Origin of the sequence: Burkholderia sp. SCN-KJ (assembly GCF_024656005.1) — a bacterium.
In the GTDB taxonomy this organism is placed as follows: domain Bacteria; phylum Pseudomonadota; class Gammaproteobacteria; order Burkholderiales; family Burkholderiaceae; genus Burkholderia.
On the sequence record NZ_JANKOG010000005.1, the window covers coordinates 145,356 to 166,656 of the forward strand.

The 21,301-nt window shown below is 62.8% G+C and carries 16 protein-coding genes and 2 pseudogenes; 12 read left to right on the forward strand and 6 right to left on the reverse strand.

The genetic code is table 11. The features are described 5' to 3' along the window. The first annotated feature begins 12 nt into the window (after positions 1 to 12). Entirely contained in the window at positions 13 to 255 is a 243-nt protein-coding gene (locus NQV17_RS10620) for a DUF6566 family protein (RefSeq protein WP_044843418.1), read from the forward strand. A 163-nt stretch (positions 256 to 418) separates the two neighbouring features. Here the strand turns inward: NQV17_RS10620 and NQV17_RS10625 are convergent, their stop codons facing one another. Then, a complete protein-coding gene (locus NQV17_RS10625; RefSeq protein ID WP_044843419.1) occupies positions 419 to 1,093 on the reverse strand; it encodes an HAD family hydrolase in 675 nt (224 codons plus the stop codon). Positions 1,094 to 1,294: 201 nt separating this feature from the next. Here NQV17_RS10625 and NQV17_RS10630 point away from each other — a divergent pair, with 201 nt between their 5' ends. From NQV17_RS10630 to NQV17_RS10635, 3 genes are all read left to right on the forward strand, one after another. Continuing rightward, positions 1,295 to 2,479 (forward strand): sugar transporter, encoded by a 1,185-nt coding sequence (locus tag NQV17_RS10630; RefSeq protein WP_044843420.1) that lies wholly within the window; start codon positions 1,295 to 1,297, stop codon positions 2,477 to 2,479. A gap of 272 nt (positions 2,480 to 2,751) precedes the next feature. After that, positions 2,752 to 3,075, forward strand: coding sequence for a polymorphic toxin type 22 domain-containing protein (locus tag NQV17_RS38040; protein ID WP_135801138.1), 324 nt, complete (start codon positions 2,752 to 2,754; stop codon positions 3,073 to 3,075). 187 nt (positions 3,076 to 3,262) lie between these two features. Further along, positions 3,263 to 5,023, forward strand: a complete 1,761-nt coding sequence (locus NQV17_RS10635; protein WP_257772379.1) for a ShlB/FhaC/HecB family hemolysin secretion/activation protein — start codon at positions 3,263 to 3,265, stop codon at positions 5,021 to 5,023. A 186-nt stretch (positions 5,024 to 5,209) separates the two neighbouring features. On the opposite strand, the gene NQV17_RS10640 is transcribed toward NQV17_RS10635, so the two are convergent. The 3 genes from NQV17_RS10640 to NQV17_RS10650 form a co-directional block, all read right to left on the reverse strand. Beyond that, entirely contained in the window at positions 5,210 to 6,475 is a 1,266-nt protein-coding gene (locus NQV17_RS10640) for a helix-turn-helix domain-containing protein (RefSeq protein ID WP_257772094.1), read from the reverse strand. Positions 6,476 to 6,659: 184 nt separating this feature from the next. After that, positions 6,660 to 7,787: an NAD(P)-dependent alcohol dehydrogenase gene (locus tag NQV17_RS10645; protein WP_257772096.1), complete on the reverse strand. Its 1,128-nt coding sequence runs from the start codon at positions 7,785 to 7,787 to the stop codon at positions 6,660 to 6,662. A gap of 14 nt (positions 7,788 to 7,801) precedes the next feature. Continuing rightward, positions 7,802 to 9,274 (reverse strand): benzaldehyde dehydrogenase, encoded by a 1,473-nt coding sequence (locus NQV17_RS10650; RefSeq protein ID WP_257772098.1) that lies wholly within the window; start codon positions 9,272 to 9,274, stop codon positions 7,802 to 7,804. Positions 9,275 to 10,104: 830 nt separating this feature from the next. Between NQV17_RS10650 and NQV17_RS10655 the strand changes: the two genes are divergently transcribed. The 4 genes from NQV17_RS10655 to NQV17_RS10670 all read left to right on the forward strand — a co-directional run bounded on the left by NQV17_RS10655 (position 10,105) and on the right by NQV17_RS10670 (position 16,182). Next, positions 10,105 to 12,885 carry a type VI secretion system Vgr family protein gene (locus NQV17_RS10655; RefSeq protein ID WP_257772100.1) on the forward strand — a complete coding sequence of 927 codons (2,781 nt, stop codon included), beginning with the start codon at positions 10,105 to 10,107 and terminating at the stop codon, positions 12,883 to 12,885. A gap of 82 nt (positions 12,886 to 12,967) precedes the next feature. Then, positions 12,968 to 14,821 (forward strand): GPI inositol-deacylase, encoded by a 1,854-nt coding sequence (locus NQV17_RS10660; RefSeq protein WP_257772102.1) that lies wholly within the window; start codon positions 12,968 to 12,970, stop codon positions 14,819 to 14,821. A 98-nt stretch (positions 14,822 to 14,919) separates the two neighbouring features. After that, positions 14,920 to 15,879 (forward strand): T6SS immunity protein Tli4 family protein, encoded by a 960-nt coding sequence (locus NQV17_RS10665; RefSeq protein ID WP_257772104.1) that lies wholly within the window; start codon positions 14,920 to 14,922, stop codon positions 15,877 to 15,879. Between the two features lie 15 nt (positions 15,880 to 15,894). Further along, a complete protein-coding gene (locus NQV17_RS10670; protein WP_257772106.1) occupies positions 15,895 to 16,182 on the forward strand; it encodes a PAAR domain-containing protein in 288 nt (95 codons plus the stop codon). Between the two features lie 80 nt (positions 16,183 to 16,262). Here the strand turns inward: NQV17_RS10670 and NQV17_RS38045 are convergent. Further along, positions 16,263 to 16,655 (reverse strand): annotated as a pseudogene (locus NQV17_RS38045) (transposase); the annotation flags it as partial. Between NQV17_RS38045 and NQV17_RS10680 the strand changes: the two are divergent. After that, positions 16,575 to 17,227 (forward strand): annotated as a pseudogene (locus tag NQV17_RS10680) (transposase); the annotation flags it as partial. The pseudogenes NQV17_RS38045 and NQV17_RS10680 overlap by 81 nt on opposite strands. Before the next feature lie 108 nt (positions 17,228 to 17,335). Here the strand turns inward: NQV17_RS10680 and NQV17_RS10685 are convergent. After that, positions 17,336 to 17,593, reverse strand: a complete 258-nt coding sequence (locus tag NQV17_RS10685; protein ID WP_257772108.1) for a hypothetical protein — start codon at positions 17,591 to 17,593, stop codon at positions 17,336 to 17,338. A gap of 1,124 nt (positions 17,594 to 18,717) precedes the next feature. On the opposite strand from NQV17_RS10685, the gene NQV17_RS10690 reads away from it, so the two are divergent. The 3 genes from NQV17_RS10690 to catA all read left to right on the forward strand — a co-directional run bounded on the left by NQV17_RS10690 (position 18,718) and on the right by catA (position 21,209). Next, positions 18,718 to 19,854, forward strand: coding sequence for a muconate/chloromuconate family cycloisomerase (locus tag NQV17_RS10690; protein ID WP_257772110.1), 1,137 nt, complete (start codon positions 18,718 to 18,720; stop codon positions 19,852 to 19,854). 45 nt (positions 19,855 to 19,899) lie between these two features. Next, positions 19,900 to 20,190 (forward strand): muconolactone Delta-isomerase, encoded by a 291-nt coding sequence (gene catC / locus NQV17_RS10695; RefSeq protein ID WP_044843427.1) that lies wholly within the window; start codon positions 19,900 to 19,902, stop codon positions 20,188 to 20,190. Positions 20,191 to 20,264: 74 nt separating this feature from the next. After that, the gene (gene catA / locus NQV17_RS10700) at positions 20,265 to 21,209 is read left to right on the forward strand and encodes a catechol 1,2-dioxygenase (RefSeq protein ID WP_257772113.1); all 945 of its coding nucleotides are present in this window, start codon (positions 20,265 to 20,267) and stop codon (positions 21,207 to 21,209) included. Positions 21,210 to 21,301 lie beyond the last annotated feature (92 nt).

The following is a 21,301-nucleotide window of genomic DNA, read 5'->3' on the forward strand; positions in this document are numbered from 1 at the left end:
CAGGAGGCCAGGATGCAACATCAACAGGACGCACAGGTTCGCGACCCGTATCGCGGCCACGAGATTCGCGTATGGGCGCGACGCAACGCGCGCGGCGCGTGGGGCGACGAGGTGCAGGTCTATGTCGACGGTGCCCGCATCGAGCTGATCGTGCCGGAGCCGGCCGGCTCCGAATGGTCGACGCAGGAGGAGGCGCTGCGCGCGGGCGTCGAGCGCGGGCGTTATCTGATCGACAAGCGGGTCGATGACGATTGATTCGGGGCGAATCGAATCGAATCGATTCGACCGACCCGACCCGATTCGATCAACAGGGCGCGTGTGCGCGGCTCGGCGCTTTCGTGACTGCATGCCGACGCCGCGCGCGCCGGGCGACGCGTCTTAAATGCTGCGCGCGACCGGATCCGCTAACGCGACCGGTCTATGGCCGTGCCGCGATCTCGTCGAGATGCCAGAGCAGATCCGCCGGATCGTCGTACACGCGCAGCGCCCCCGCGCGTTCCAGCTCGTCGCTGCCGTAACCGCCCGACAGCAGCCCGACGCCCAGCGCGCGGCAGCGGCTCGCGGCGAGCATGTCCCAGATGCTGTCGCCGACCACCACCGTGTGCTCGATCGGCACGTTCAGCTTCGCGGCGGCCGTCAGGAACAGGTCGGGATCCGGCTTCGCATACTTGACCTGGTCGCGCGTGACGACCACGTTCTTCGCCGGATCGACACCGAGCGCCTCGAGGTTGATGGCGGCCGTTTCCATCCGCCCGCTGGTCGCGATCGCCCAGCGGATGCCCGCGTTCGACAGCGCGGCCAGCAGCTCGCGCGCGCCCGGCAGCGGCCGTACCTGTGCGCGCAGCCGCTGGTACGCGGCCGCGTGCAGCCGCGCGAGCCGCTCGACGCGCTCGGCGTCGATGTCGCCGGCCGTCTCGCGCAGCAGCTGGTTCAGGAACAGGCCGCCGCTCATCCCGATCTTGCGGTGGATGCGCCATACCGACAGCTCGATGCCTTCGGCATCGAGCGCTTCCTTCCACGCGAGCACGTGCTGATAGACGCTGTCGACGAGCGTGCCGTCGAGATCGAACAGAAACGACGTTTCAATGCGCATGTGAATCTCCCGGCCCGATGACGTTCGGGCAAATCGTCCGTGAAATGTCCTTCGACGCATTATCGGCGCGCGGCCGTGTCATCGCCATGTCCCGGCGGCGCGGCCCGCCGCGGCATGTCATGTGCCGCTGGTACAATCGCGCCGATGCGCCGGGCCGGCTGCCCGCGCCGCACGCGCCCCCAACCTTCGTCGAATTCCCGTATGGCAACCCCGGACGCCGTCAGTTCCGAGCAGTCGTGGTGGGGCGTCCTGGCCCTGGCCCTTGCTGCCTTCATCTTCAATACCACCGAGTTCGTGCCTGTCGCGCTGCTGAGCGCGATCGGCGACAGCCTGCGGATGCCGCCGACCGACGTCGGCCTGATGCTGACGATTTACGCGTGGGCCGTCGCTGTCGTGTCGCTGCCGCTCACGTTCGTCACGCGCCACGTCGAGCGCCGCAAGCTGCTGAGCTGTGCGCTGCTGGTGTTCGTCGGCAGCCATGTCGTGACCGGCGTCGCATGGAATTTCACGGTGCTGATGATCGGCCGGCTCGGCATCGCGTGCGCGCACGCGGTGTTCTGGTCGATTTCCGTTCCGCTGGCCGTGCGGCTCGCGCCGAGCGACCGGAAAAGCCGCGCGCTCAGCCTGCTCGCGATGGGCACGGCGATCGCGATGGTCGCCGGCATTCCGCTCGGGCGCGTGATCGGCGAGGCGCTCGGCTGGCGCGTGACGTTCCTCGTGATTGGCGGCGCGGCGGCCGTCGCGCTGCTGATGCTGCGCATGACGCTGCCGGTGCTGCCGAGCCAGGGCGCCGGATCGCTTTCCAGCATTGGCGCGTTTCTCAGGAAGCCGGCGCTCGTGGCGCTGTATGCGATCACCGTGCTGGTCGTATCCGCGCACTTCACGTCGTACACGTACATCGAGCCGTTCGTGCAGAGCGTCAATCATGCGAGCAGCAGCCGGATTACCTACGTGCTGATCCTGTTCGGCGTGGCCGGCATGCCGGCCGCGCTCTGCTTCAATCGCGTGTTTCCGGAACGGCCGGCCGATTTTTTGCTTGCGTCGATCATCGCGCTGTCGGCCTGTCTGCTGATCCTGTTCCCGAGCGCGCTGAACATCGTCACGCTGTCGGTTCACACGCTGGTGTGGGGCGGGGCGATCGTCTGCTTCGGGCTCGCGATGCAGGCGTGGGTGCTGAAGCTGGCGCCGGAGGCGACCGATCTCGCGGTGTCGATCTTTTCCGGGCTGTACAACGTCGGGATCGGTGCCGGTGCGTTGCTCGGCAACCATATCGCCGGGGATTTCGGCCTGCCGTGGATCGGCACGTTCGGCGGCGTGGTCGGGATCTTCTCGGCCGGGATTGCCTGGGCCGCGTTGCGGCTGCATGAGCGGCGGGCGTTGGCGTAGCCGCCGCTGGAGCGGCGGGGGCGGCGATCGTGCCGCCGGCGCGTTGCGCTGATCGCTGCGGCCGCGTCAATACACAGGATGCTTACCGGCACGCGATGCGGCCGGTCACGATGCCGCGCCCGCTGGACGCCTTCAGCCTCAAACTCGATCGTTGTCCGACTTCAGGCTCGCGTGCTTGGCATGCATGATTTCGCGTGGCGCCGCACGTGCACGCCGATCTGCCTCCATGCGTTCCCTGATGCTGCGATGCGTGAGCGGAAAATCGCGCGGTTGTGGCGCGCAGCACAACATACGTATCTGGAGGGGTCACCCAAGCTAATCCTCGTTCGATTACGACGATGCCTGGTATTGTCGGGACGTTGGGATGGATATGGGGCGCCCATGACGCTACCTCAACTAATTCGTTTATGACCGGCGACGCAACTCAGGCATATTTGTCCGTACCGACGCCGTTTGATGTGAATGCATTTATTGCGATAACACATTCCTATGGCGGAAGCACTGCGCTTGAGCTTGGAATCGCGTCGCCTGGGAAAATCTCCTTTGGCGTCTCGCCATTTAGTCATGCCGTCCCTTTGAATAACCCGAAGAAATAGGAATTTATATGGTCGCGCCAGGTGGTCCGGACGAAGAGACATGGTCCAAAATGAGCAAGAGTTCCCGTAGAAATTACTGGATTGTTGTGGCTGCATTTTGGATGATTTTCGCGGGATTGTTGATTAAGAAGTATATATTTGACTGATCGGCAATCAAGATTGCCGATCAAATATAAGTGATTTAATAATAACAATTGTTAAGCGGCTGACGGTGTTACAGATCACGGCCTTGTTATCGCTCGGGGTTCACGCACAGCAGGCACCCACCGCAGAAGATCGAGCTGCCGCCGCACGTGTGAACGCGGAACAGGATCGACAGGCGCAGCAGCAACGCGACGCGCAGCAGCGCGACGCCGCGCTTCGTGTCCGTTCCGTGCGATCGGAAGTGCCGCGCGTCGAAACTTATCCGACGTTGCCGAGCGAACAGCCGTGTTGCCGTATTGACCGCTTTGCGCTCGACGTGCCGGATTCGTTTCCCGATGCCGCGAAGTCGGCCGGTGCGTCCGCGCTGCCGATGGATCGCTTCGCCTTCGCGCGCGAATGGCTCGGCCACTACGCGGGCCAGTGTGTCGGTAAGCAAGGCGTCGATACGATCGTCAAGGCGTTGTCTCGGGAAATCTTGGCGCGCGGCTACATCACGACGCGCGTGTTGCTGCCGGAACAGGAGTTGGCGACCGGCACGCTGAAGCTTGCGTTGATTCCGGGCGTGATTCGGCACGTCCGCTTCGCCGACGAGAAATTGCGCGGCACGTGGAAGACTGCGTTCCCGACCGGTGACGGCGAAGTGCTGAACCTGCGCGACCTTGAGCAAGGTCTGGAGCAAATGAAGCGCGTCAGCAGCCAGGACGTATCGATGCAAATCGTTCCCGCTGACCAACCGGGCCAAAGTGATGTGGTGCTGGACGTGAAGCGCGGCAAACCGTGGACCGTCGTCGCATCGATCGACAATTCAGGCACGCGCGCGACAGGCAAACTGCAGGGCAATCTGTCGATTGGCATCGATAACCCTTTGGGCCTGAACGACGTGTTCAACGTCGGCGTCAGTCAAGACCTCGAATTCGGCGACAAGCGCCTCGGGTCGCACGGCTGGAACGGCTTCTATTCGATTCCGTGGGGCTACTGGACCGCCACGGTTGCGGCGTACACGAACACCTACTATCAACAGATTGCCGGCGTGAACCAGACGTTCGTCGCGAGCGGCAATTCGAAGACGCTGGATTTCAAATTGGCGCGCGTGCTGCTGCGCAGTCAGAACGATGTGTTCGGTGGGTATGTCCGCCTGTCGCGTCGCTTCGGCGAAAGCTTCATCGAAGATACGGAAATCACGCAGCAACGCCGCAACACAACCGTCATCGAATTCGGCCTGACCGATCGTCACTACTTCGATGGCGCACAGTTCGACGGCACGCTCGCTTATCGCCAGGGTGTCGGCGGCCTCGGCGCGCGGGACGACATACTCGCGGCCGGTGGTGGCCCGACCTACCGCTACAAGATGGCGGTGGTGGATGCGAATCTGTCGGTTCCGTTTGCGATCGCCAAGCAGCCGTTCCGCTACGTGACGAGCATTCACGGCCAGTACACGGGCAATACGCTGTATTACATCGATGACTTGACCATCGGTAGCCGCTACACGGTGCGCGGTTTCGACGGTGAAACGATGTTGGCGGCAGCACGTGGCCTGTATTGGCGCAACGAGTTGCAAATGCCGATCGGCCAAACGGGCCAAGCGATTTACGCCGGGCTGGACTATGGCCGCGTGTGGGGCACGCAGCCGGTCGCGCTAGTCGGAACGCAGCTTGCCGGCGCGGTGATCGGCGTCAAGGGCAGCGTCGGGACGCGCTTCGGGGGATTCGGCTATGACCTGTTCGCAGGAACGCCGATCTACAAGCCGTCCGGTTTTCCAACGGCCCGGGTAACGCTCGGGTTCCAGGTGACGGCGCAGTTTTGATAACGACGCGACGGAGCCGCCCGGCGCGGCGCGGACCGGACGACGCCGGCGAGGACCCGGAACCGACGGTGTTTCCGACCGCGGGGATCGAGCAGTCTTGTCCGCGAGTCACGAACAGTGTGCCCGCTGCCCGCGCGTCTTCGCGATACCGTGCTCAGCGACAACCTTAATGCGCGACGTGCAACCTCACGAATTCCCGAGGGTTCCGCATTTCTTGGTCAACGACGACCGACGGAGTGACATCTTCACTTCGCAAACGGGGGCGACTTCATTTTGGTCTACGCGATGCGGCCCGCCAGTCCTGAGCCCCGCCGCATCGAGCCGCCTGAGCTTCGCATAAAGCGTCGTGCGTGAAATACCGAGCTGCCGCGCGGCCGCCGACACATTGCCATCGTGCTCGCCGAGCGCCCGGCGGATCGCGTCGAGCGACTGTTCGTGCAGGCTCGCCTGAGGGCTGGCGGCCGGCGCCGCATTGCACACGTCGGCGGCTTCTTCGAGCACATCGGCGTCGCGCGCCATCGTCCCCCGATCGAGCGGCGCACGCACCGTGCGCACCCATACGTGGCTACCATCGTCCCGCGCGATCCGTTGCGGCGTGCGCGCCGGCGTCAGCAGGCGGCGCTGTTGCGCGGGCGTCGCACCGGGAAACAGTTGGCGGAGATCGACCGGCGCGACCGGCCCTTCGGGCGCGAGGTCGAGCATCTGGCGCGCGAGCCGGCTCACCGCGCGCACGCGGCCCGCTTCGTCGAGCGCGACGACCCCAGCGAGCGGCGTGCCGAGCCAGCGCGGATCGTATTGCACCTGCAGCAGATGGCAGTCGCGCAGCATCGCATACAGCCGCTGCTCGGCGGACAACGCCGCATGCCGGAACTGCTCGCGCAGCTGCATGACGTTGCGCCGGCCGATGCCGGTGATGTCGAGCGCGCCGATCACTTCGCCGTCGAAGCCGACCAGCGGCACCGCGAGACAGAACACCCGCGAAAACTCGTCGAGATAGTGCTGCGCGCCCGCAACGACGGCCTCCGTGCCGTCGTGAATCACGCAGCTCGGCGCGGTCGTGCCGATGTTCGGTTCGACGATCCGGCGGCCGGCGACGATCGGTGTCAGCAGCGTGTCGTCGCATTGCGGGCTGCGCCGCGCATGGATGATCGTGCCGCGCGGATTGACGCAGAAGATCGTCCACTCGCTGCCGCCGAACGCGGCCCACAGCTGCTCGATCTCCTGCGCGACGCAGCGTAGCAGCCGCCGGTCCGCGCGCGGTTCGTCGAACTCGCGCTGCATTTCGTAGCGGGCGGTTTGCCACGGCCGGAGCCCGGCGTCGCGCGAACGCAGCCACGAGCGCGCGACGCTGGCCGGCAATGCCGTTTCCGGCAGCGGCTCGCCCGCCGCGAAGCGGGCGCGGAGCCGGTCGAGGTCGACCGGCCGTGCAAGGGATTCGGGGGCCGTCTTCACGCTGCGCTCCATTTGGGGGTCGAGTGTCCGGGGCCGGGCGTGGCGGCCCGGCGTGTCGCGCGAATGCGTAATATAGCCCGGCGCCCGAAGCGCGGTATTTTCCCGACAGGGGCGCCGCCGATCGCAGTCCGATCGCAGCCCGATAGCCACGATGGCCACCGATGGCCGGCGGCGCCCCCCGCGCTCAATGCGGCAAACGCAGGATCGGCTTGAGCGTGATGCCTTTGCTGCTGTCTTCCGCCGCCTGGTTGATCTGGTCGAGCGGATAGAACTTCACCAGCCGGTCGAACGGAAACCGTCCTTGCAGATACAGCTGCACGAGCTGCGGAATGAACGTCTGCGGCACGCTGTCGCCTTCGACGATGCCGCGGATCGTGTGGCCGCCGAGCAGCAGGCTGTTCACGTCGAACTCGGCCTTGGTGCCGAGCTTCGGCGCGCCGACCACGCCCATCGTGCCGCGCGAGCCGAGCGCATCGATCCCTTGCGACAGCACGGCCGGCAATCCGGTCGACTCGAGCGCGTCGTCGACGCCACCGCCGGTGATCTCGCGGATCGCGTCGACGACGTCGACTTCCTTGCTGTTGATCGCGTGCGTCGCGCCGAGCTCCAGCGCCAGCGCGAGCCGCGACGGCACGATGTCGACGGCGATGATGGTGGTGGCGCCCGCGACGCGCGCGGCCATCACGGCACTCATGCCGACCGCGCCGGCACCGAAGCTCGCGAAGCAGCTGCCCGTGCGTACCGCGAGCGAATTGATCACCGCCCCCGCGCCGGTCTGGATCCCGCAACCGAGCGGCCCGAGCAGTTCGAGCGGCGCCTGCGTCGGCACCTTGATCGCGTTGTTCTCGCGGGCGAGCGCGTAGCTCGCCAACGACGACTGCGCGAAGAAATGATCGTGCAGCGGTTGCCCGGCTGCGTCGCGGATCGCGGTTTGTCCGTCGGTGTCGGCGCCGCCGAAGTTCAGCCCGAAGAACTGCCGGCAATACGCGCCGTGACCGCCGACGCACGACGCGCAGTGGCCGCACGCGCCGTAGGTGAGCACGACGTGGTCGCCCGCGGCGAGCGTCTTCACGTTCGGGCCGACCGCCTCGACCACGCCGGCGCCTTCATGACCGAGCACCGCCGGCAGCGGCACCGGGTAGTACTGGTCGCGCACGATCAGGTCGGTGTGGCACAGGCCCGTCGCGACGACGCGCACCAGCACCTCGTCGCCGCGCGGCGCCCGGATCCGGGCGGATTCGATCGAGAAGGGCGCGCCGGCGGCACGTGCGACGGCCGCGGTGACGGCGCGCGTATCGTTTTCGGTGTACATGGTCGGTCTCCTCGTCAAAGCGGGTAAAGCGGCGCTTCACCCTTGATCGTCAGCCACTGCCACTGCGTGAATTCTTCCCAGTTCGCGCTGCCGCCGATGCTCGAGCCGTTGCCCGATGCGCCCACGCCGCCGAACGGGTTGATCACTTCGTCGTTGACCGTCTGGTCGTTGATGTGCAGCAGCCCGGTGTTCAAGCGCTCACCGATCCTGAGCGCGCGACCGACGTCGGCGGACAGGATCGCCATCGACAGCCCGTATTCTGTCCGGTTCGCGAGCGCGATCGCCTCGTCGTCCGTATCGAACGGCACGACGATCGCGACCGGCCCGAAGATCTCCTCGTCGAATGCCGGATTGCCCGGCGCGACGCCGCTCAGCACGGTCGGCTCGAAGAACAGGTCGCGATGGCCGCCGCCCGTCTCGACGCGTGCGCCGGCCCGACGGGCCGCGTCGACCACGCTCGCCGCATGATCGCGCTGCGCGGCGTTGATCAGCGGGCCGAGGCCGACGTCCGCGGTCGCGGGGTCGCCGACGCGCAGGCTTTGGGCCTTCTCGACGAGCTTCGCGACGAAGCGGTCGTGAATCGCGCGCTGCACGAGCACGCGGCCGGTCGCCATGCAGATCTGGCCTTGATGCAGATACGCGCCCCATGCGGTATTGGCGACGGCGCGGTCGAGATCGGCGTCGTCGAGCACCATCAGCGAGTTCTTGCCGCCGAGTTCGAGCGACACCTTTTTCAGGTGGCGGCCCGCCGCTTCGCCGACCTTGCGCCCGGCCGCGGTCGAGCCGGTGAACTGGATCATCGCGACGTGCGGATCGGCGACCAGCGCCGCACCGGCCGCGCCGTCGCCGGGCAGCACGTGCAGCACGCCTTCGGGCAGGCCGGCGAGCTCGAACACGCGCGCGAGCGCGACGCCGCCGCATACGGCCGTGCGCGGATCGGGTTTCAGCACGACTGCGTTGCCGAGCGCGAGCGCCGGTGCGACCGCGCGCATCGCGAGGTACAGCGGGAAGTTGAACGGCGAGATCACGCCGACCACGCCGCGCGGGCGGCGGCGCGCGAGCGACAGCCGGCCGGCCGCCGACGGCAGCACTTCGCCGGCCGCGCGCGACGGCAGTCCGGCTGCTTCGTGCAGCGCCTTGATCGTGACGGAGGTTTCGAACGACGCCTTCGCGCGCGTCGAGCCGCTTTCGCGCACGAGCCAGTCGACGATCGCATCGAAGTGCGTTTCGGCGACGGTTGCCGCGCGACGCAGGACCGCTGCGCGTTCGTCGTAGGGCAGGGCGAACCAGGCGGGCTGCGCGCGATGGGCGGCGGCCGATGCGTCGGCGATTGTCCCGGCATCCGCGAGACCGATGCGGCCGAGTGTGTTGCCCGTTGCGGGTTCGATCACGTTGGCCGTGTGCGGGCTTGCGTTCCAGCGGCCGGTGAAGGTCTTGCCGCGCCAGATGTCGGCGTCGAACAGTGCGGTGTTGCTGCTGCTATCCATGTAGTCTCCTCACGAAATTCCGATCGGCCGGAGCGGGCGTTGCGCCGCCCGACCGGCATGCGCGCGAGGGTAGGCGGGTGAGGAGAAGCGGGGCTATACGGGTTTATTCCCACCCGGCGCGGCCGCGCGGATCGGTGGGTGGCTGCGATTCGGTGTGCGGAAATTGAACAGTCGGTGCGGGGATTGTTGGTGCAGTAGGAGCTGCGCCGTGTCTGACCACGCTCGTCGTGCGAATCAGTGCCAAGACCTGCGCTCATGTTTTTCCGGATCGGCAGTTACCGACTGCGGATTCAACCGGTCGATGCAACGAATTGATGAAAGCACCCATTCGGCGGAGTTCTATTTGGGTGAAACTGATCGGCCTAATTGCGGAGTGTGTGGCAGTTGCTTCCATGCACCGCCAGTGCGCTCGTAAAAATGAGGACACAGCAAATGGTCACAATCTTTGCTCCGCTCTACGACCTGCTGAAGTTCCATTCGCCCTCGGAAGACGATTCGCAGAAAGCAAGGAGATCACGCGCTGGGGCAACCGCGACAAAGCCCAGTGGGGCAAGATGGGACCCTGAACCAGAATTCGTCCAGAATTTCGCAAAGACGGTGTGGCGACGTCGTGTTTGTGGGTTCGATCGAGTATGAAATATCGTCAAATGCGTGCGATATCATATTGGTGATTTGATACGATGTTTGGCGTATCAATGGGATGAGCGTCGTTCTCCGTCGCCTACATTTTCCCAACAATGATTTCGATACAGTGAGAGCGACGTGATCACCGGTCCGGACGTTCTTGCCTCCGTGGCCGTGCGGGGTATCTGAGAGGAAGGAAGAACAAAATGGAAGCCAGGGCATCCTCGGTCGGGGAGCTGTCGTCGAGCGGTCTTTTTGACGCTTTTCACCGGGGCATTTTGCAGAATGATCGGCTGCTGAAACTCGATACGCCCCTGGGCGCGAATACCCTCGTTGCATTACGTGCCGAGGGGTATGCAAAAATAGGGCGCGATTATCGGTGGACTATCGATGTAGCGTCGATGCGCACCGATCTTGCGCTTCTGTCGTTGATGCATCAGCCCGTCACGTTGTGGATTCAGCAGGAAACCGCGCCATTCGCTGAGTCGACCTACCTTCCCGTCCACGGCTTTGTACACCGTATCGGGATGCTGGGTGCAGATGGTGGCCTGGCTGTCTACCAGCTGGAGATCTCGTCGGCTTTGCACTTCCTCGGGCATACCCGCGACGATCATTTTTGGCTCGAAAAGGATGCACGGGAGATTCTGGCGAATGTGTTCGACCGATATCCGCAGCTGCAAGGTCTCTATCGATTCGACACCGTCAGCACCCCGCGGGTGCGCTCGTATTGCAGACAGGCAGAGTCCGACCTGAATTTCGTCCATCGGCTGCTCGAGGATGAGGGTTGGTATTTTTACTGGGAGCACGCGACCACCCAGTCAGGGGAGCCATCGAAGACGACCCTGGTCATCGTCGACCGTCTTTCCTCGCTACCCCAGCCAAAGGATGCGACCTATACCCGCGGCAACGCGAGCAATGAAAGCAATGGCGTAGCGCAATGGGCAGCTATCCAGACGCTCCAAAGCGTGCGTTATACAACGCGTTCATTCGACTACAAGCGCCCGAATTACGACTTCGAGGCAGTTAGCGAAATCGAGTCGACGACCTACGAGATCGAGCAGCGTCGACAACGTGAAACGCAAAGCATCCCGACGGTGCCAATGGAGGTCTTCGAATCGACGCCGTATGGGTATCCCACCACGGATGCCGGTGGATCTCGCGCGCAATTGCATACGCAGGCCTGGGATGCACAGGCATTGCGCTACGCGGCAGTCGCCGGATTGCGTTGGATCGACGCTGGGAGGCGTTTCGTGCTGCACGACCACCCCCGGCATTCGAACCCGGACGCCAAGCACCGCGAGTTCGTCGCGATCGAAGCGCGATGGCTCGTCGAAAATAATGTGCCTATCGCTCGCCAGGGAGCTGCTTTCCCGCACAGTTTGCAGCGGCGAGTTTCCGACGCAAAAGCAGTTCGCGGGAGCGATTTCCAGTCGCCGCCACACCCGGCCGACGGCGAAACTGGATTCTTCGTCGTGGACGTCGAAGCTCAACCCACGACTATCGAATATCGGAGCCCGTTCGAGCACCGCAAACCAATCATGCATATCGAGCATGCGATCGTGGTGGCGCCAGAGGGGGAAGAAGCTTGGGCCGACGAATCGAATCGAATTCGCGTGCGGCACGCATGGGATCGCCAGAGTCCTGCAGGGGCTTTCAATACATCGCCGTTGCTGTTGTCGTTGCAGTCCGACACTGGGAATTCGTACGGCTCCGTACACGTTCCGCGCGCGGGCGAATGGGTGGCGATTAGCCACTGGGGCGGCGATTGTGATCGCCCGTTCGTGCTTGGACGGCTCAATGGCGGTACGACTCCAGCGCCTTGGCATACGAATGTGTTGCTATCGGGTTTTCAGTCGAGTGGGTTCGGCGGTACGGGTGCTTTCAACTCGTTCGTTCACGACGACTCAACCAATCAAGGCGCGACGCGACTGACCTCCTTCACGGGTTCAAGCTACAGCTCGTTCCATCAGGGATATCTGATCAGCCACGACCGGAACAAGCGTGGGCGTTACCTTGGTGCCGGTTTCCGGATTCACACCGACGACTACGGCGCGGTACGAGCGAACCGCGGCCTTTATTTGAGTACGCATGCCAAATCGCACGACGCAGAGCAGCTCGACGTCGTTGAGGCGAGGGATCAGCTGACGCGATCGGGCATGCTTGTTGAATCGCTATCAAGCGCCAGCGCGACGGCGCAGGCCGAGTCGCTGGAGGGAAGTCAAGACACTCTGAAAGCCGTAGCCAAGGCCACAGAGCATCCCGTTTCAGGACAAACGTCAGGGGGTAGGACCGATGGCGGCGGAACAGGGGAGGCCAACGGATTCGCCACCCCGATCATCATGATGGCCACGCCAGCCGATATCGGATTAACGTCCCGACAGTCGACTAGCATCGCAGCGGATCGACACATCAATCTGACCAGCGGTGAACACACTCACCTTGCCACGGGCAAATCCCTCATCGTTGCGGCCGCAGAAAAGATCAGCCTGTTTGTGCAAAAGGCGGGGATGAAACTGTTCGCTGCAAAGGGCAAGGTCGAAATTGCTGCGCAAAGCGACGCGTTGAGCCTGTTCGCCGATCGCGACGTAACGGTTACCAGCAATCAAGGTAGAGTCGTAATCGAGGCGAAGCAGGAGCTGATTCTGAAGTGTGGTGGCTCGTACATTCGCATCACCGCGGAAGGTATCGAAGACGGCTCGCGAGGACCTCGTACGATCAAATCGGCCTCATTCAGTCGTCAAGGTCCGAGCTCGATCGCTGAACACATGAACAGCTTGCCTAAGACTGCGTTCAACGACCCCTATGTGCTTCGCCACTCGATCACAGGTGAAGTGCTCAAGAATCACCCGTACGAGTTCGTACGGAGCGATGGAACAGTCATCAAAGGCGTGACGGATGAACTCGGTAAGACTTCGGTGCAGAAGAACGTGGACGTCGAGACGATGACTGTGCGTGTGTTGCCTCGCACGCTCAACGACGTCGGCTAGCGGTCCGAATCGTGGATCGCGTCAATCGCCATCAGCACATCTTGAATCTCTCCGATCAACCGCAGTAATCGTAGGTACCGGTATGGGTCCGAACAATTCCGGCAGCAACAACGCAGCGAAGCAATCCGATACGGTCGTCATTCAAGGGCAGCACGAGCCAGGCGGTGGGTCGTCCGCAAAGGTGACGTTAACGCCGGATGCCAACAAATGCACTAAAGAGTTTCATTGCGACCCGCGGCCACCTATCCCGGTGATTTTTATTCCCGGGGTGATGGGCTCCCTGCTAATCAACAGAAATACCGGGCAGGAGATTTGGAATCCGCCGAATAAAACCAACCGCGCTGCGATAGCATTCGGTTGGAATGGATACTTCTCAGATGCGTCGGAGCGCGAAACAAAGTACGACACATCGTCGGCAGTCGTCTCCACGCTCGGCGCGATCGTGACGACGGGTTGCGATCTGACGGCCGACGAAGCGCGAAGGCGAGGTTGGGGATCGGTCCATTCGAAGAGTTACCATGGATCGCTCGCTTGGCTTGAGCGCGAGCTCAACCACCCGATGAAGGCGGGAAAGCTCCTTGGCGCCTGGGCAAGCGGTGACCCGAAAGGTGAAGACTTCACTTTGAATCCGGTCATCGGGACAGCGCCATCGAGCTACGGCGCGAATGGTCCGGGTATCGACCCGCTTAAGGTCGACTCGGATGAATTTAAGAAGTTCTGCCAGTACCGATATCCGGTGTATGCGATCGGCTACAACTGGTTGCAATCGAATCTGCTGTCGGCCGAAGACGCTGTGAAGGGCGTTGACTATGTCGATCAGAAAACCCACAAGAAATACCATTTGATGGGCATCAAGGAGATCTGCGCCGAGAACAAAGTAAAGAAGGCAATCATCATCACCCACTCCATGGGGGGGCTCGTCGCCCGCATGGCTTCAGTGATAGCGGGTTACGACGACTTGATGTACGGCGTGATCCACGGGGCGCAGCCAGCGACTGGTGCGCCGTTGGCCGCACGACGGTTTCGCGCCGGCGCTGAAGGGGAGGGCGCAATCCTCAATAAGGTACTCGTGGGGCGCAACGCGCCGGAATTCACGGCGATCACGGTCAATGCACCCGGGCCGTTGGAGCTCCTTCCGATGCCCGACTATCACGACTATGAACCATGGTGGGTTGTTCGCGACATGAAGCGACAGGAAGTACTCGCGCTGCCGAAGAAGAACGACACGCTGAAGTTGTTCACGTCACAGGCGTGGTACGGCCTGGTCCCCAACCAGTCCGACGCAATGCTCGATCCTGCTGGAATTGCCAAACAGCGCCTGCAAACGACTCAGCCTGGCATGACGCTGCAGAAGAACTTTCTGACGACAATGCAGGACGTGGTTGACCGCCAGCATCAACTGATAAACAACTATCATCCGAACACCTTTGCCTTCTACGGTAACGGTCCCTTGCGACGGTCGAGCGAGGTTGACCCGACAAAGGGCGGTACAGCCAAGGCTCCTACCAAGCAGGAGACCACCGCACCAGCGGATAAGCTGCTCACCTTCGGCCGAATCTATTGGCGTGGTGACTTCCCAGCAGGTACGACCGAAGAGGACCTGATGAAGGCCGAACTCTTGAGCGACGACCAGAAGGGCCAGGTCCGTATCCGCGTCAAGGGGCTTGTCTGTACACTCTTTGCGGAGATCATGGATCCCAATTTTCCGCAGGAGCGAGGCTTGATCTTTGGGGATGGCACGGTGCCGAGCTGGTCTGGGGAATCCGTCGCACGTGGCTTGAAGGCCGGTGTCCCTGGCGAAAAGGCGAAGGGTGTGCAGATCGCCTTCACGCAGAACGGGTTTGATCACCAAGGCTGCTTCGGGCATCCGTGGGCGAAGTGGGCCACACTCTATAGTATGGTCAAGGTCGCAAAATCGATCGACGTTCCCGTATGACAACATTAAACCAGTTCACAAATCGAATCGCAGTCGCGCTCGTGGCCTTCTCGGTAGGGATGGCCGCGTGCTCGAAGAGTAATCCGTCGGAGTTGCCTATGACCACCCCCGTGATGCATGACACCCGCCCGTGGTGTATTGGCCGTTTCGTTGTCGACCTTCCCCATGATGCAGAGGTGTACAACCAAGAATATAAGTACATGGGGTACTCGATCGATGTAGCGAAGAACGTAGGTCAACAGGAATTCGGACGGAGAGTAGAGGCGCGCGAGCACGAGCTGAAGACCAAGCTGCGGGTTGATCCGCATAATTCCTTCTCGCCTTCGAAGACACCGTGGCTCCATCAGGCGGTACAGCCCAGTGACTACTCGCGTCTCTTTGTTTTCGGGCGATACGACGTCCCGCCCGCCGAGCTCTCATACGACGTGGAAGGGTACGCGTGGTCGCACGACACGCAATTCACCCTGAAGAACAAGTTCGGCGATGGCTATGACCAGAGCGCGGTCCAGAATGCGTCCGAGATCCTGCGAAATATTCGTCCGCGTGATGAAGGCGACGTGCCGAACGATGGCGCATTTTGCTTTAACGGCGGCCTGATCGGCGGCAAGCAACTTCCGGCTTTCGATGCGACTGTCGCGGCCGGTCTTGTCCCGGGGCGACCGTCTAATCTGATCGTGAAGCTGCGCGAATCTGTTGCTGCCGATCAGAAGGCGTCGCTGTTGAGCGGGCTTTCGGAATTTGAGGCTCAGCTGAAGCCGTACGCGGGGCACTATAAAATATTGCGAAAGGGCAAGCGTCAAGTCGCCGGCATTCAAGCCGAGGAAATTCTCGTCGACATCCATGAAGATGGCGTCCAGAAGTACCAGTTCTATCTGTTGGCGGCCGGGGTAGAGGGAGATCCATCAAAACCGCACACCGCCATTCAATTGTTGTTCGGCGCGGAACCTGACGCGGTGAATCCCGCCTCCGTGACGGCGTCACCAGTGAACGAGGAACAGGCCGTCCAGGCGTGGGATACGGTCCTGAACAGCTTCCACTATCGTGGTGCAGCGAAGTAAGGAGGACGTGGAGGAATGCCGCGCTATGACATTGTGAAGGGCGATCTGACAACCGTTGGCGGAGTGGTGCAGGGCGGGGATGGGGCAGACCTGATAAATGGTCGCGAGCAAGCCTACGAACATGATCCCGTCTTTTGTCCAGTCTGCAAAACCGTCGGGAAAATCGCGTGCGATGGCCCGCGGATTTCCACCACTGGTCCCGATGGCCGGCAGGCAGCGCTCAGTGACGATCTTTGCATCTGTCTTTGTACTCCGCCACCACGTCTGGTCGCCTCGCAAACGACGTCGTGTAGCGACACTTAACGTACCGCAAAAGACATGAATCTGATCACTCAACTCCCCGACCGCACCACTCATGACCTGCGGCGGGATTTTGTAGCCATTCAGGCAGTGAGTCTCGCGTCGATATTATCGGAATCCAGCCAGGCTAGACGGACCGTGGCCGGCGGTTGGTAGCGATGAGCGCTGTGGGGCCGGCGCTCGTTATAGAACTGCCTCCAGCGTTCGATGATCACCTTGGCCTCGGCGCGGCTGCGGAGCCATTCGCCGTTTAGCAATTCGTCTCGCAGTTCGCCGTTGAAGCTTTCGACGAATCCGTTTTGCCATGGACTGCCAGGCGCAATGAAGGCCGGACCGATTGCAGCGTCTCGCAGCCAACGCATGACCTTGGCAGCGGTAAATTCGGCGCCGTTGCCCTCGCCGAGTTCGCTGCCGTACTGGCTCAACGTCCCGACTGCGAGCGCTTCGTGCGTCCGTTGAGCGATCCCGCACAGCAGGATTTGGTGGCTCTAGTCACCCGGCGACGCCAGCTCGTGGCCATGCAACTCTCCGAGCGTCAGCGCCCTGCGCCAGGCTCGCCCGGTCACGCACCCGAGCATCCAGAGGCTGCTCGAGGCGATCGCTTGTCAGCTTGAGGATGTCGACGCCAAGATGCTCAGTCACATTGAGCGGCACCGCGCCGTCATGTCCGAGCTATTGCAAGACGTGCCTGACATCGGTCGCGTCTCCGCGACGACCATGATTGCCGAATTGCCTGAACTGGGTCATCTCAATCGACGCCAAATCTGTGCTTTGGTCGGCGTGGCACCCCTATGCGAAGGATTCTGGCTCCAGCAGGGACCGTAGGCGCATCGCCGGCGGGCGCTTCGAGGTGCGGCGCGCGCTATACATGGCAACCCTCACCGCGACTCGTTTCAACCCGGCCGTTCGCGCTTTCTACGAACGTTTGGTGGCCGCTGGCAAATTTAAGAAGGTGGCCTTGATCGCCTGTATGCGCAAGCTCATCACCCACCTCAATGCCATCGTCCGTTACCACCTAAATGCTCAAAATCCACCCCTCACTGGTTGACATTCAACACGGTTACTCAGGTCACTACGAGGGGCGGTCGTTCCGAGACACATACGTTGACTTCTAACGTATGTGCGTACGCCATATAAATGGGATTTCTCTACAGGACTACGCCAAAGCCGATGGCAGCGAGCTTCCGTCCTCGAATGTTCCGAGAAGCCTGCGCGCTTCTTTCAATAGGCGCTCAATTTGGACGAAAGGTAAATTTTTCTCAAATAGGGAAACCTCCAGCGAATTTTTGGCATCGCTGCGAAATACTTCGGCAACAACCTTTCCATTGTCGTTCAAGAGTTCGAGTCCGAGTCCGTCGCGCAAGACGTCTGATGCCGTTTGAAGTCGAAATTCCCTACTTACATTTCCGGTCATGAGGACTGGTCCTTAAAGTGTCGACGACGTGGGACGTGCCGTCCAACGGCCGCTTCGGGCCGTACGTGGAAATTCGCCCATCAGCCCGATTGAAGGTTGGCTACGCAATCGTTGAACGCCTGTGCGAAATGCGGATTGGATAAATCGATACCGACACGCGCTAGCGAAAGCAACAATTGTTCGACGCCTTCAACGACCCTACGATGCGTCCGTTTTCAATGGGATCGCTGAAGCTGGGGAGCGCTTCCGGCAAGTCGGAGTCGATACTTGCGATTCCGTCTTCAACCCTGAGATCGATTCCGAACGGTAGCAAGAACTCTCGAGTCTTGTTCATATCTGGATCTCCACGTCGTCTGCTGCCTTATTGTCGACGATCTCGGGACCCCCGTCGACTGACCGTGGTTGGCCGATTGCGGGCGTGTGCCGATATCATAGAAAACTTGCGCTGTCGTCGGTTGCGCTCTTGGCCGCTCGGTCCCGTCAAGGAGCTTGCTTGCGATCAGAGTCGCACCTTGCCTTCGGCTTGCCACACGCCGCAAACAGAGAGTTAGTGAGCGTCGAGCGCTTCCTGCCGGAAATTCTTGAGCAAGCCGGGCCACGCGGTTCGCGCAACCCCACGTGCTCATGCTGACGTCCATAGGCAACGTAACACCTGAATGTCGCGGCATCGCGCCTCCTGCAGCAGCTACGGCGTGTACTGTCAGCTTCTGGTGGATGAGGAGCCTCTGCGTCGGGCGTCGATATCCGCGTACCGATGTTTTTCGTTCCTCCGCAGAAACCAACGCCGAAGCCGAAGACCGGACGGCCAACCTCGCGTGTTTCCCCTCAGGAAAACCCTGATCGGCTCAGGCAGCCCACCGGTTTTCAGCCGATTTTCCCCCACCGAAAGCAGCCGCACCGCACCCCCGCCCAAGCAACACCCGGGACACGCAAGACCGCGCTCCAGCAAGCCTCTCAGCCCGGATACCTAGCCAAAAAAGGTATGGTGCGCCGCAATATCCTGCGCATTCAAGCGATTTTCAATACCTCCAAGGTATCAAAAAGCGAGACCAAAAGTATTGGACGCTCCATTTCCCCGCCGCGTATAAATCCGTCCCATGAACTCCCCACACGCAGCGTGCCCCATGTCCCCAGTCACCATCGAACGCATTGAAACCCGCCTCGTCGACCTGCCGACGATCCGTCCGCACAAGCTGTCGGTCGCCACGATGCACGGCCAGACGCTGATGCTGGTGAAGGTGACGTGCAGCGACGGCGTGACGGGCCTCGGCGAAGGCACGACGATCGCCGGGATGGCCTACGGCCCGGAAAGCCCGGAGGCGATGAAGCTCGCGATCGACGCGTATCTCGCACCCGCGATCATCGGCAAGGATGCGACGCGCATCCAGACGCTGATGGCGTTCCTCGGCAAGCTCGCGAAGGTCAATCATTTCGCGAAGAGCGCGCTCGAAACCGCGCTGCTCGACGCGCACGGCAAGCGCCTCGGCGTGCCGGTCAGCGAACTGCTAGGCGGCCGCCGGCGCGATCGCCTGCCGGTCGCGTGGACGCTCGCATCGGGCAACACCGCGACCGATATCGCCGAAGCCGAACGGATGCTCGACCTGCGCCGCCACAACGTGTTCAAGCTGAAGATCGGCGCGAAGGCGCTCGACGCGGACATCCGGCACGTGGCCGAGATCAAGCGGGCGGTTGGCGAGCGCGCCTCGGTGCGCGTCGACGTGAACATGGCATGGAGCGAGACGCAGGCCGCGCGCGCGATTCCGGCGCTGGCCGATGCCGGCTGCGAACTGGTCGAGCAGCCGGTCGCGTCGGCCGCGGCGCTCGCACGGCTGATGCGCCGCTTCCCGGTCGCGCTGATGGCCGACGAAATCCTGCAGGGCCCGGACAGCGCATTCGAGATCGCGAAGCAGCACGGCGCGGACGTGTTCGCGATCAAGATCGAGCAAAGCGGCGGCCTGTTCGCGGCGCAACGCGTCGCGGCGATCGCGGACGCGGCCGGCATCGAGCTGTACGGCGGCACGATGCTCGAAGGCGCGTTCAGCACGGTGGCGTCCGCGCATCTGTTCGCGAGCTTCGCGAACCTGCAGTGGGGCACCGAACTGTTCGGACCGCTACTGATTACCGAAGAGATTCTCGCGACCCCGCTCGACTACAGCGATTTCGAGCTGACCGTGCCGAGCGGCCCGGGCCTCGGCATCGAACTCGACGAAGCGAAGGTCGCACGCTTCACCCGCGACGGGCTGACGAAAGTCGCCCGCTGACCCGCTAATACCCGCGACAACCCGCTCACGTACCAGGACATCACGATGCTTTTCCACGTACGCATGGACGTCAACCTCCCGGCCGACCTGCCGGCCGCGGTGGCCGACGAGATCAAGACCCGCGAGAAGGCGTACTCGCAGGAGCTGCAACGCAGCGGCAAGTGGCGCCACATCTGGCGCATCGCCGGCGAATACGCGAACTACAGCGTGTTCGACGTGTCGGGCAACGCCGAGCTGCACGAGATCCTGACCGGCCTGCCGCTGTTCCCGTACATGAAGATTTCGGTGACGCCGTTGTGTCGCCACCCGTCGTCGATACACGACGGCGACGTTTGAGCCACGGAGCCGCCGCTTCCGCAACGGCGAGTACCCCGGGTCACCTTTCCCCAAATACACGTGGAGACACCATCATGAGCGTCAAAGTTTTCGAAACCAAGGAAGTGCAGGATCTGCTGAAGGCCGCGTCGAACGCGGGCGCGAACGGCGCGAACGGCGGCGACGCGCGCACGCAGCAGATCGTGCTGCGGCTGCTCGGCGACCTGTTCAAGGCGATCGACGACCTCGACATCACGCCCGACGAAGTGTGGGCCGGCGTGAACTACCTGAACAAGCTCGGCCAGGACGGCGAAGCGGCGCTGCTCGCGGCCGGCCTCGGCCTCGAGAAGTATCTCGACATCCGGATGGACGCCGAGGACGAGGCGATCGGCCTCGACGGCGGCACGCCGCGCACGATCGAAGGCCCGCTGTACGTCGCCGGCGCGCCGGTGCGCGACGGCGTCGCGAAGATCGACCTCGATGCGGACGAAGGCGCCGGCCCGCTCGTGATCCACGGCACCGTGAAGGATCTCGACGGCAAGCCGGTGGCCGGCGCGCTGGTCGAGTGCTGGCACGCGAACTCGCACGGCTTCTATTCGCACTTCGACCCGACCGGCGCGCAGAGCGAGTTCAACCTGCGCGGCGCGGTGAAGACGGGCGCGGACGGCAAGTACGAGTTCCGCACGCTGATGCCGGTCGGCTACGGCTGCCCGTCGCAGGGCGCGACGCAGCAGCTGCTCGACCGCCTCGGCCGCCACGGCAACCGCCCGGCGCACGTGCACTTCTTCGTGACGAGCGACGGCCACCGCAAGCTGACGACCCAGTTCAACATCGACGGCGATCCGCTGATCTGGGACGACTTCGCGTATGCGACCCGCGAGGAGCTGATCCCGCCCGTCGCCGGCAAGACCGGCGGCGCTGCGCTCGGGCTGAAGGCCGACGCGTACCAGGACATCGAGTTCGACTTCGTCCTGACGCCGCGCGTCGAGGGCAAGGACAACCAGATCGTCGAACGCCTGCGCGCTTCCGCCACGGCATAACCGCCCGACGGCCCGGCGGCGCGTAGGCGCCGCCGCCGGCCGGGCTCCCGCGAGATTCAATCGATACCGATGCGAGCGTGCTTGCAGGACCC